The 11777-nt window shown below is 70.5% G+C and carries 6 protein-coding genes; 2 read left to right on the top strand and 4 right to left on the bottom strand.

Annotated features, from left to right (window positions below; translation table 11 throughout):
- Positions 1 to 103 precede the first annotated feature (103 nt).
- The gene (locus tag AB0M29_RS13720) at positions 104 to 511 is read right to left on the bottom strand and encodes an ATP-binding protein (protein WP_365382431.1); all 408 of its coding nucleotides are present in this window, start codon (positions 509 to 511) and stop codon (positions 104 to 106) included.
- A gap of 66 nt (positions 512 to 577) precedes the next feature.
- Complete coding sequence (locus AB0M29_RS13715) at positions 578 to 3211, bottom strand: LuxR C-terminal-related transcriptional regulator (protein ID WP_365382430.1); 2634 nt, start codon at positions 3209 to 3211, stop codon at positions 578 to 580.
- 544 nt (positions 3212 to 3755) lie between these two features.
- Between AB0M29_RS13715 and AB0M29_RS13710 the strand changes: the two genes are divergently transcribed.
- Together AB0M29_RS13710 and AB0M29_RS13705 are read left to right on the top strand one after the other, a co-directional pair.
- Positions 3756 to 6245 carry a helix-turn-helix transcriptional regulator gene (locus AB0M29_RS13710; protein WP_365382429.1) on the top strand — a complete coding sequence of 830 codons (2490 nt, stop codon included), beginning with the start codon at positions 3756 to 3758 and terminating at the stop codon, positions 6243 to 6245.
- 195 nt (positions 6246 to 6440) lie between these two features.
- Positions 6441 to 6998, top strand: coding sequence for an ATP-binding protein (locus AB0M29_RS13705; protein ID WP_365382428.1), 558 nt, complete (start codon positions 6441 to 6443; stop codon positions 6996 to 6998).
- Here the strand turns inward: AB0M29_RS13705 and AB0M29_RS13700 are convergent.
- Complete coding sequence (locus AB0M29_RS13700; RefSeq protein ID WP_365382427.1) at positions 6920 to 10471, bottom strand: choice-of-anchor D domain-containing protein; 3552 nt, start codon at positions 10469 to 10471, stop codon at positions 6920 to 6922. The genes AB0M29_RS13705 and AB0M29_RS13700 overlap by 79 nt on opposite strands.
- Before the next feature lie 834 nt (positions 10472 to 11305).
- The gene (locus AB0M29_RS13695; RefSeq protein ID WP_365382426.1) at positions 11306 to 11563 is read right to left on the bottom strand and encodes a hypothetical protein; all 258 of its coding nucleotides are present in this window, start codon (positions 11561 to 11563) and stop codon (positions 11306 to 11308) included.
- Between the last annotated feature and the right edge of the window lie 214 nt (positions 11564 to 11777).

Here is an 11777-nt window from a genome sequence, read left to right as displayed (position 1 = left end):
GCGTTCCTTATTCCCCTTCAGATCGCCCCCGTGGGAATCTGTCGACCGATCGTACGAAGCCGTTTCGCCACTTCCATGAGTAGAAGCTGCTCAATTCCGCGCGCTACAGGGAGAGGGAGGCGGTGGCTGTCGTACCGGACGCGCCGACGTCGATCCGGGACTTCTTCGCCAGCGCTTTGACGATGGCGAGACCTCTTCCGCGCTCGGCGGCGGCGTCGGGGCACTCGGCGAACACGTCGATCGGTGCGGTGCTGCCGTCGTACACCCGGATCACGAAGTCGTCCCCGCGGGTCTCGCACTCGAGGATCACCGGTGGCCGCCCGTGCACGACCGCGTTCGTGACCAGCTCCGACACCATCAGCTCGATCGCGGCCACCGGTTCCGCGTCGAGGATCCCCCACCGTCCCAGCACGTCGAGCACGGCGCGCCGCGCGCGCGGAACCGAGGAGGGGCAATACGGCAGGGGAATGACCGAAACCCTGTGCTGCGCCGCTGCGTCGTCCGGTCCCATGGTGCGCCTTCCTTGCCTGTTCGCCCCGCGCGTGCCTCCTGAGTCCGGAAGGGGTTCTCCCGCGACTCACACCGACAAGCGGGCGGAGAGTTCACCGCGGCTGCTGACGCCCAACTTGGCGTAGACGTGGCTGAGATGGTTGTCGATCGTGCGCCGGGAGAGGACCAGTTGCTCGGCGATGTCCTTGCTCGGGATCCGGCGCGCGGCCATCAGGGCGATCTCGCGTTCCCGCGAGGTCAACGGCGCGACGGTTGCGGCGTTCCCGGCGAGTACGGGGGTCCGTACGCCGCCGCACGGCTCGGCCAGTGTCCTGGCCCGTGCCGCCGCTGTGGCGGCTTCGCACCGCTGCCCGTCGCGGGCGAGAACCTCTGCCGCCCCGCCACTCGCCTCCGCGGCCAGGAGCACGGCGCCCAGGGTCTCCAGCTCTTCCGACACGGCCAGCAGCAGTTGGGCGTCGCGGGAGGCGAGCGCCGCCGCGAAGTGTGCTCTCGCCGCGGTGAGTTCGCCTTCGCAGAGGGCGGCGAGTTCCTTCAACCGGTGTGCGGCCTCCTTGGCGCCGCCGAGCCGCGCGCTCTCGGTCAGCAGAGCCGCCTCGGAGCCGAGGTGCCCGCTGTCCCGGGCGGAACGGGCCGCCTCGTGCAACACCCGCCGGGCAGCGGGCAGGTGGCCGCGCGCGGCGAGGACCCATGCCTCGCCGAGCCGCTCCTCCCCCGCCAGAAAGCCCGGGCCGGGCAGGGTACGGGCCTCGGCCGCCGCACTCGTGGCGGCATCCTCCGTGCCCAGCACCGCGGCGCAGGCCGCCAGACCGGAGAGGGCGAGCTTGAGCGCCCTGTCCTGCCGGCGCGAACGGCCGAGACAGGCGGCTTCTGCGTACAGCCGGAAGGCGACGTCGATCCGGCCGGCCAGCCACTCGCAGCGGGCGAGGTGGAAGAACAGCCACAGTCGCGGCACCGGGGCATGACCGGCCGAGAGGTCCGCCACGCCCCTTTCCCCGATCTTCCTCGCCCGGCCGAGGAGCCCCGCCTCGGTCAGGGCGAACGTGCGGAAGGCCGGCAGCGCGGCAGACAGACCCGACGACGCCGTGCCCGTCGCCCGCGCCTGCCGTGCGTGCACGCGTTCCGCCAGCTCCACGGCCTCGCCGGCCCGCCCCACCATGGCCAGACCCGCGGACGCCACGGCGGATCCCAGCGGCCACCGATCGCCGTCACGCAGCATCCGCCGCGCGTGCGGCAACCGCTCCAGGGCAGCGGTACCCGCACTCGGGGAGCCCGCCACGGTGAGCATCAGGGCTTCGTTCGCGCGCAGCAACTGCCGCCCTTCAGCACCTTCCACCCCCTTCAGGGCGACACGATTGACGGCCAGTGCCTGGCGGAGCCGCTCACCGTTTCCCAGCAGATTCGCGGTGCGGGCAAGGCAGGCGCCGACCCTGTCCCGCTCGGTTGCCGCCATGGCCTGGGCGGTGGAGAACGCCTCCTCGGCCTCGTCGACCTCGCCGAGCACGGCGTGGGCCCCGCCGAGCGTCAGGAGAGCGGCCCCCGTGCGCCGCGCCTCGGGCAGGGCCCGCAGCAGCATCGTCACCTTGGGAAAGTCCTCGTCCTGCCGTGCCACGGCGGCGGCCCGGAGCAGCAGCCGGGAGTCGGCGCCACCGCCGGCCCGGATGTGCCAGGTGGCCAGCGCAAGGGGGTCCTCGCGTCTCCTCAGGCCGCGGCGGCGGAGCCGGGCGGCCTGCTCCGTCAGCAGCGCGCGCTCGCGGAGCACCGGCATCCGGGCGCGCAGTATCTCGGCATGGGCGGGGTGGGCCAGATCCATCACGGTGCGGCGCCCGTGACGGCGGACGGTGACGAGGTGGGCGGCCTCCAACGTGATCAGCACCGTCTCCGAAGCCGTCTCGGCCAGATCACCCGTCGTGAGCGGCCCCGCGACGGCCAGCAGGTCCAGTGTGTCGCGTGCGGTGGCGTCCAGCGCGGCCAGCCGTGCGTCGAACTGCTCCGTGAGCCGGCCGGTGCGCGGAATCGGCCGGGTGAGCCGCCAGGTCCGCTGGTCCTGCCGCAGGGCGCCCGCCGCCTTGGCACCGCCGACCAGTTCGCTCAGCAGGGTCAGATTCCCCTGGCTCAAGGTGTGGAACTCCCTGACGGTCCGCGCTTCGACGAATCCGCCGAGTACCCGACGCAGCAGGTGCTCGGTGCGGTCCCGGTCCAGTTCGGCCAGGTCGACCCGGCAGTCGTGGTCGGGCCGGACGATCCCGGAGAGCGCCTGCGCCGGCGGCCCAGGGCTGACGGTGGCGATCAGGAAGATCACTCCGGTCTCGAGGAGCTGGCTGACCAGCAGCGTCGACGCGCTGTCGAGCATTTCGAGGTGATCGACGAGGAGTACGAATCGGTCGCGGCCCTGTGCGCCGAGCGCCTTTGTCGCCGCGATCAGCCGAGCCACCGGATCGTGCTGGTCGGCGTGGGCGGACAGCAGATGCCCCAGGCAACCGAGTGGCCCGGCCGCCGCCCCGGCAGCCAGCGCCCGCCCGCCCTGGTGCCCCAGGGCGATGGCCTGCTGCAGGCACTCCTCCGCCAGCCGGGTCTTTCCCACACCCGCCGGTCCGTGAATCATGAACGACCGGCCGCGGCGACGTAGTGTCTTCGTGAAGGCCGCTAGTTCTTCGGCACGGTCGATGAGTGGCCAACGGTCGAGATCAGAGATCCGCGGCATGCGCGACTCACCTCATTCGTTGCGGGAGTGCGGGAACTGGCTGCCCCCGACGTTGCCCGCCGCCCGACGGCCTCGGCATCGGGGAACACCCCCTACACGCACCCCCAAGAAAACGGGCACCCCCCATGTCGACCACCCCGGGGTCGGTCCCCGGGGATCGACGAGCGGGCCGCGCCGGGGATTTGAGCAGCAACTACTCACGAGTTTCGGTTTCCGCCGGGAGATGCTCGTTCTCTCTTGCCTCGATGCGGAGACAAGTCCCCGCCGTGGGGCTGGCATCGGTCAGTTCGACGACCACACCGTGAGGCGACTCCGTGAGTGCTCGTCGCCGCAGCGCTGACGATGTCTTCGACAGTTACGCATTCGACAGTCCGGATGCAACGCAGTGGAGCATCTAGTGAAGAATTCCTTCCGGCCCGACAACCAGGTGAATGCCCCTTCCCTCAAGGGAGCAACAGGAGCGCCGGCACGCCCGGTTCCTCTCGCTACGGGGCAAGTCCCGCTGATCGGACGGGATATGGAGTTGATGGCGGCGGTACACGCCATGACATCCGGTAGCGACCGCTACGCCGGAATCGTCGTCGCCGGAACCACGGGTATGGGGAAGACGCGCTTTTCGGAGGAGGTCGCCAAGGCGTTGCCCTCGTCGCGCCGCATCATGTTCCTCAGGCATGGGGGTGTTCCGCGGCAGAGGCACGCGCTGCCACCGGCCGACCACATCGCCGCGAGCTCGCTGGAGACGCTGGCCGCCGCCACCCGAAGCGCCCGTCCCGTCGTCGTCGTGGATGACGCGCACCACCTGGACAGCGCCACCGCCCGAACGCTGCGGGACGTGGCCCAACGCCGGTCCGTCGACCTGCTGGTGACGGTGACGACCGAACTGGACCACGCCCCGGCGATCCTCGGACCGCGGAAGGACAGCCATCTGTCCCGTGTCGACCTGCGCGCACTCGACACGGACGCGACTCGGCATCTGGCGACCAACCTGCTGGGGGACCGGCTTCTCCATACGGCGGCCTCGCACTTCGCGGCCCTGGCCGAGGGCAATCCCCGGCTGCTCTGCGAGCTGGTGCACGCGGCGTGCGAGCAAGGCATGATCGTGGCGCACCCCGAGGGCTGGGACGTGACCGACGGGGTCCCGTGGTCCCCCGCGCTGCTGGACATCCTGAGCCGCATGCTGCGTCATCTCAACGCCGACGAGGTACGGGCCCTGGACCTCATCGCGGTCGCGGAGCCGGCGTCACTGCCGGTACTCGAAACGCTGACGGACACCGGCTCCCTGGTGGGGCTGGAGGAGCGGCACCTGCTTCGGGTCGTGCTGCCCCCGGTCCCCCGGACCGCGGGGACGACCGTGTCGCAGTGCCCCAGCGTCCGCCTCGGCCTGCGCCTGCTCGGGCACTTCCTCCGTGAGCGCATGCCGGAACTGAAGCGCCGGGCGCTGCTGCGTACCTGGATAGACGCCTACGAGCGTGAGCCCCCCGTCGGCCACGACGACCGACTGCGCGTCCTGGACTGGCGGTTGCAGGCAGCCCTGCCCGTCGGCGTGCAGAACCTGCTGGAAGCGGCTCAACTCGCCTACCACATGGAGGACTTGAAGGCCGCGGCGCGATTCACCGAATGCGCCTGGAACCAGCAGCAGAGCCTTGACACCGTGGCGGCGCACGGGCGCTCGCTGGTCGCGCTCGGGGACTTCGCCTCGGCGGACCGCCTGCTGGACGCGACCGACCCCGAACCCGCCGTCCAGGACCTCAGGAGTCGCAGCCTGCTCCTTCAAGGGCGCTTCGACGACGCCCGCCCGCTCATCGCCACCATGACCGGCGTACAACTCCAGCACCACCAGGCGATGGCCGCGTACTTCCAGGGCCGGTTCGCCGACTCCCTGCGCCTCGCCGAGCCACTTCTCGCCCATGGCGACCCGGTGGTCGAGCGCGAAGCGGGCGTCTTCGTCATGGCCGCCCTGTGCCACGCGGGGCGCCCGCTCGACGCCTTGCGCCTCCACCGGCGCCTCGCCGACGACGACACGGCGCCCGACACCTGCCGGGCCGCGTTCCACGTCCATTCCCTGGACGAGGTCCACGCCCTCGCTCTCGCCGACTGCGGCACACTCGACGAAGCGCAGCAGATCCTGCTTCACCCGGGCGGTGCGGCCGTCCCGGGCCGGCACATCACGGTCGACGCCCGCAGGGGGCTCGCCCTGGGAATGGTCCTCCTGGAGCGCGGCCGGCCACGCCAGGCCCTCCCCCACCTGACGCTCACCTCCACCTACGACACCGGCTGGGACCTGTGGCGGCAGCGCGCCCTGGTCTACCGGGCGCTCGCCTGCGCGGCCCTGCCCGACCGGGCCGCCGCGGCTCGGGTCGCCGACGCCCTCCCGGCGCTCGGCTGCTCCTATTTCATGGCCCACCACGCGGTCGCCCTGGGCTGGTCGGCCACCGCGGGAGCCAGGCGCGCCGAGGCGGCCGACCTCCTCGCCGAGGCTGCCGCACTGCATCGTTCCCGAGGGGCTCACGGCGACGTGGCGATCCTCGTCCACGAGATGACACGCCTCGGCCTGGCGCGGCACACCAGCCCCTTCTGGGACATCTCCGTACAGGGACCGCTTCTGCAGGCGCGGCTGGACTACGGCCGCGCCGTGGCCATGAAGGACCCGGATCTCCTCCACGAGGCCGCGGGCGTCTTCGCCGCGTGCGGTACCGACCTCTGTGCCGCCGAGGCATACGCGGAGCTGGCACGGTTGTACGCGCACTCCGGCAACGAACGCAGGGCGACGGCGGCCAGGCTGCGGGCCACCGCCTTGGCCGCCCGCTGCGAAGGAGCCGTCACCCCCGCCCTGCAAGGTCTCAAGGAAGCCCAGCCGCTGAGCTCACGAGAGAGCGAGATCGCGGTGCTGGTCGCCCAAGGACTGACGGACAGGGAAATCGCGGAACGCCTGACCATATCCGTCCGCACGGTGGGAAATCATCTCTACCGCATCTACCGGAAACTCGGCGTCGAGAACCGACGCGCCCTCCGCGGCCTTCAGACGTGGCACTGAACCGGCCCCTCCCGCATTCCGCTGCGCGGTGCCGATGGCGGCGGACTCCGACGGATTCCGGCGGATTCCGGCGGCGGAAGGTTGGGGTACGGGTTGGGGGGTGTCCCCGATGTCGGGGATCTCCCTTTCTCGTAGAACTGAGAACGCAAGGGTTTGTCCGGATCAGAGCTGAGTTCCCTTTCGGAGGTGATCGCCGTGTACGCCACCGCCGGCCGTACCGCGACAGCCGACCTGTCGGGCGTGTGGGCGCTGCCTCACCGCCCCGAGTCCGCCCGGACCGCCCGCCGTATCGCGCGGTGCGCGCTGGACGCCTGGGGCATCGACGACGACATCACCGAACGTGTACTGCTCGTCGTCTCCGAACTGGTCACCAACGCCGTGGAGCACGCGCGGCCGCCCGTCGCCCTGCATCTGGACCTCCCCGCCGACGGCTCCCTGCACATCGAGGTCGACGACGGCGGCCGAGCGGCCGAGGAGGGCGCGTGGACGGCCAGTCGCGGAACCGGCGAACACGGCCGCGGGACCGGCATCATCGGCTTCCTCGCCCACGCACACGGCGCCCGTACGCATCAGAGCGGTGCCACCCACTGGGCGCACCTGCCCGTGGGGCCCTGCACGGCGGTGCCGCCGGGAGGCGCTGGGCCTCCCGGCGGCACCGGGTCCCGTCGGGGTGATCAGGAGTTCCACACCTGGAACTCGGAGAGCTGGCCGGCCGGCCAGCCGGTGTTGGCCGTGAACGTCGCGCGGAAGTAGCGGTCGGAGGTGGCCGGGAAGGTGATGGTCACGCTGTCGCCGTTGGTGTTCGGGTCGAAGGTGTAGGACGCCGAGGCCTTCAGCGTCGTGAAGCTCGACCCGTCCGTGCTGCCCGACAGGGTCAGCGTCTGGCTGCGCGCGCCCCAGGACGCGGGAAGCTGCAGCACCACCTTGGACGCGCTCTGCGCCGACCCGAGGTCGACCTGCACCCACTGCGGGAAGGCGTTGTTGGCGCTCTCCCAGTAGGTGTTGCGGTCCCCGTCGGTGACGTGCGACGACGGGTACACGTCGTTGTGGCTGGACTCGGCGGTGGGCTTGCCCGCGGCCAGGTTGATGCTGACCGTACCGCTGCCGGTGCCGGTGAGGGCCACGGTCAGCGGGTTGTTGGACGCGTTGCTCGCGACCGTCAGGGTGCCGGTACGGGTACCGGAGGCGGTCGGCTTGAACGTGACGCTGACCGTGCAGCTGCCGCCCGCGGCGATCGACGACCCGCAGGTGTTGGTCTGCGCGAAGTCACCGGTCGCGCTGACCCCGGAGACCGCCGCGGCGGCCGTACCGGTGTTGCTGACGGTGACGGTCTGCGCGGCGCTGGTGGTGCCGGGCGCCTGCGAGGCGAAGGACAGGGACGCCGGGGCCGCGGTCAGCGTCGCGGACGTGCCGCCGCCGCTGCCGCTGGGGAAGACCTCGAAGTCCGAGAACTGCGCCGCGTTCCAGCCGGAGTTGGCGGTGACGTTCACCCGTACGTACCGCGCGGAGGCGGACGGGAAGGTGATGGTCACCGTGTTGTTGTTCGCGTTCGGGTCGAAGGTGTACGCCGCCGAGGCGGCCAGGGTGGAGAAGGACGAACCGTCGGCCGACCCCTGCACCGACAGCGTCTCCTGGCGGGTCGCCCACGCGGTGGACGGCGGCAGCTTCAGTACGACCTTGCCGACGCCGTAGCTCTGGCCGAGGTCGACCTGCGCCCACTGCGGGAAGGCGCCGTTGGCGCTCTCCCAGTAGGTGGAGGCGTCCGGGTCGGTCAGGTTCGCCGGGGTGTAGGTGCCGTTGCTGGAGCTGGCCGACGCGGTCTTGCCCGCGGCGATGTTCGTGGAGCTGTCGATGCCGGTACCGGACAGCGCCACCGTGGTCGGGCTGTTGTTGGCGTTGCTGGTGACCGTCAGCGTGCCCGTGCGAGCGCCGCCGGTGGTCGGCTTGAACGAGACGGTGACCGCGCAGGACGCGCCGACGGCGACGGTGGAGCAGTTGTTGGTCTGGCTGAAGTCGCCGGTGGCCGACACGGCGGAGACCGTGGCGGAGGAGGTGCCGGAGTTCGTCAGGGTCACCGTCTGCGCGGCGGCGGTGGCGCCGACGACCGTACCGGCGAAGGACAGCGACGCCGGGTTGGCGTTGACGACCGGGCCGGGCGCGGTGCCGGTGCCGGACAGCGCGACGGTGCTGGTGGTGCCGCCCGCGTTGACGGTCAGGGTGCCGGTGCGGGAGCCGGTCGCGGTGGGCTTGAAGGTGACGCTGATCGCGCACGAGCCGTTCGCCGGGATGGACGAGCCGCAGGTGCTGGTCTGCGCGAAGTCACCGGTGGCCGCGATCGAGGACACCGCGGCGGCCGCACCGGTCGGGTTGCTGACCGTCACGGTCTGCGCGGCGCTGGTCGCACCGGTCGCCACCGAACCGAAGTTCAGGGCGCTCGGGTTGGCCGTGACGCCCTCGGCCGGGTACGGCGGGAAGACCGGGGCGGGGAAGCCGCCGCACAGCGGGGTGCCGCTGATACCGGAGTTGCCGCCGCCGTCGGTGACCACGAAGTTGCCGCCCTCGCAGCTGTAGACGGGCGAGGAGGCGCCGACTCCGGTGGCGGTGACGTTGGTGAACTTGGCGGCGCCGCCGGTCTGTTCCTGCAGCGCGAAGGTGCCGGTGCCGGCGATCGTCACATTGCTGAGGTTGACACCGCTGACGGTGCCCTCGACCCACTGGACCGCCTCGTACGGGCTCTGCTCGATCAGCGCGTTGCTGACGTTGATCGGGCCGGTGATGGAGCCCTGGCTGCCGTCGAACCACAGCGCGCCGACGCCGAACTGCCAGTTCGGGTCGAGGCTGCCGTCGCGGATCAGCGTGTTGTTGGAAATGGTGGTGGTGCCGACCGGCGTGGAGGAGAACCGCTGGCCGACGTGGATGCCGCCGCCCTGGGCCAGGCCGGTGTCGGTGACCAGGTTGCCGCTGACGGTGTTGTCGTGGCCGCCGTAGATCGCGATGCCGTTGGCGAGGATCTGCAGGCTCACCGTGTTGTCGGAGATGGTGTCGTTGGCGTCCGCGCCCAGACCGGAGTCGGCCCAGGTGGCCACGCCGTCGTCACCGGTGTTGCGGATGTCGCTGTTGGTCACCTTGGAGTTGGTGACCCCGCCGTGGAAGTTGATGCCGTCCGCGGTGGTGTCGCGGATGCGCATCCCGCTGAACGTCAGCCCGTCCATCGGGCCGTCCATCCACGCGCCGACCTTCAGATGGTCGATCCACAGGTTGGAGACGGTGGAGTTGGACATCGCGCCGCCGACGCCGTTGACCTGGGCGCTGTCGTTGCGCTCCTGGACGTCACCGAAGATCGCGAAGTTCTGCAGGTGTACGCCGGTGCTGGCGGACGGCGCGGAGTTTCCGTAGAAACCCGGAGCGGCGCCGGTCACCGTCGAGTACCACATGCCGGCTCCGGCGACCGTCACGTTGTTGACCGCGATGTGGCCGGGGACCTTGAAGGTGCCCGCCGGGATCCACACCGTGCCGCCCGAACCGGCGGCGGCGATCGCGGCGTTGAACGCCGCGGTGGAGTCGGCCGCACCGGTGGCGTCGGCGCCCTTGCTGGTCACCGACACCGAGCCCGAGGGCTGGCCGAGCGCCGGGCCGACGTTCTCGAAGTCCGCGAAGTCGATCGTGGTCGCCGTACCGCCGGAGGGCACCTGCAGGGTGAAGGTGGTGCCCGCCGGATACGTCTGCGACAGCAGCCGGTGCGCCTCGTCGTAGAAGTGGTGCGGGTTGCTGCCCGGCGAGTTGGTGAACGGGTAGCTGCCGTAGTACCAGCTGTAGGCATTGGTCAGCGTGAAGTCGGGCTGCGCGGCGCCGTTGACGGAGAACGACAGCGGCGCGGTGTATACGGAGCCGCCGCCGGTGTCCGGGATGCTGTAGCGGAAGTCGATCGAGTTGGTCGCCACCGGTGTGGTGAAGGTGACGTACTTGCCGCTGCCGGAGAGCGTGACCGCCTTACGGTACGCCGCCTCGTCGGCGAGCTGACCCGCCGCCCAACTCGGGCCGATGACCGATCCGTTGGTGCTGGAGTTCTCCGCCTGCACCTCCACGTACGGCAGGCTCGCACCGCTTCCGCCGGTGGCCGCGGCCATGGCCTGCGGCGCCGCGAGGGCGACCACACCCGCGGTCAGCAGCACGGTGCCACCTCCCGCGGCGACCGCACGCCTGAGCTTTCTGAGTCTGGCGAACACGACTTGCTCCTCTCTGAGGTGAGGGGTGAGGCACGCCCGGACACGGCGGACCGCCTCACCGGCTACCGGAGCGGGCGAGTGACCGAAGGTTCCGTGGTGGGGGGCGGTGGGGGGATGAGGGTGGGGCCTGAACAGTGCAGGGGGACCGTAGCCTCCTGGACACACCCATGCAATATCTGGATCCATTTTCGTTGAATACAGACGCAACTCTGCAAAAACATGCGCACACTTACGTGCGGTACGGGTGTGGGACCTGGGGTTCCGCGGAGCGCGTCCGCGGGCTGCGGGACTGTCGGTAGCCGACCTCGCAGCCAAAGCCACGCTGGCGCGACTCGGGCGGGACGGACCACCGCTCCCGCAGATCGCCGCCCCCCGAACGACACCGAAGGCGGCCCACCGGGAACTCACCCCCCGCCGCCCCGAGTTCCGCACGACGCGACCAGTAGGCACCCCCGCCCCGCAAAAACCGAGAAGGCCGCCCCCGCATCTCTGCCGAAACGGCCCTCCGACCCGCGAAAACACTGGTCGGGACGACAGATGCGAACCTGCGGCCACCTGGCCTCTAGGAGCGAAGACCAAGGGGACTTCCCTGCCAAAACGGGACTAACTCCACACACATAACATGTGGTTAAGCGACCATGTCCATCATTTCGAACAGTGCGTGACCCCCCGTCGGTCCCCAGGTCGCCTCATCCCATCCTTCACAAAACGCTCTCTTCAACATGCCTCGCATAGCGACATCGAACACAGACGCAGCGGACCCAAGTCGCCCCCCCCAAGACTTTGGCCACGCGGCCTCGGCCCGTTCGACGGCACGCCAGATCTTGCATGCCTTCAGAACGACTTTCGCGGCTTTTGGAGAGCTCCGACCAGAGGGACAGCGGTAAGGCCGGTGTTGATGCAGCCCATCACGTCGCCCTCGGTGACGCAGGAGATCGCGTCGTTGACACCGATCAGGTCGCCCACCAGGCTGACGATCCGGCCGACCAGTCCTTCCTTCTCCTCCTTCGCCGCCGCCGCGCTGGCCGCAGCCGCTGCCTGCTCGGCGCCGAGAACATCACCCTCGGCCTGGATCGTTACCTGGCGCGCCAAACCGCCGTCCGGAGGCCCGCGATTTCAACAGGTCGCATTCACACCATTGCGCGAAAATCAGAACTTCGATCCTCATAATGCCGTCAGGAGTCGGGTTCTCGGTCAGGGTTGGGATGCAGTCGACCCACGACTCGGCGACCTGGAGTGCATCCGTGACGCGGCCGCGACCAGGTGGAAGGACAACAGCCCCGTCTTTCCGGGCTCCAACGCATCC

Source organism: Streptomyces sp. NPDC051976, assembly GCF_040680795.1.
In the GTDB taxonomy this organism is placed as follows: domain Bacteria; phylum Actinomycetota; class Actinomycetes; order Streptomycetales; family Streptomycetaceae; genus Actinacidiphila.
Note: the sequence above shows the minus strand (reverse complement) of the source record. Positions and strands in the feature narration are given on the sequence as shown.